We start from the raw sequence: 341 nt of genomic DNA on the forward strand, positions 1-341 counted from the left end.
GTCGAACGACGCCGCCTGGTAGCGCTCGGTGTTCTCGGCCACCATGTGGTAGGCCGGCGAGGTGGTGTAGGACAGCACCATCGACGCCTCGCCCTTGGTGAACAGGCCATAGGCCTCGCTCCAGCCCGGCGTCACCGTCAGCACTTTCGGCTTGAGCTTGGCCCAGGCTTCCGGCGCCTTGTCGCCATAGACCGACTTCACCCAGAGCAGCAGGCCAAGGCCGGGCGTCGAGGTGCGCGGATCCTGGATGACGATCTTGTCGGTGCCGGCGCCCTCGACCAGCTCCTTCAGGCTCTTCGGCGGCGTCTTCAGCTTTTCGGTATCGTAGACGACGGCGAAAT

At 65.1% G+C, this 341-nt stretch carries 1 protein-coding gene; it reads right to left on the reverse strand.

The genetic code is table 11. From position 1 onward, the window contains the following. A partial coding sequence (locus tag EN852_RS37140; RefSeq protein ID WP_135879784.1) for a thiamine ABC transporter substrate-binding protein occupies positions 1-341 on the reverse strand: 341 nt, incomplete at both ends.

Source organism: Mesorhizobium sp. M2E.F.Ca.ET.209.01.1.1 (genome assembly GCF_004010375.2).
In the GTDB taxonomy this organism is placed as follows: Bacteria; Pseudomonadota; Alphaproteobacteria; order Rhizobiales; family Rhizobiaceae; genus Mesorhizobium.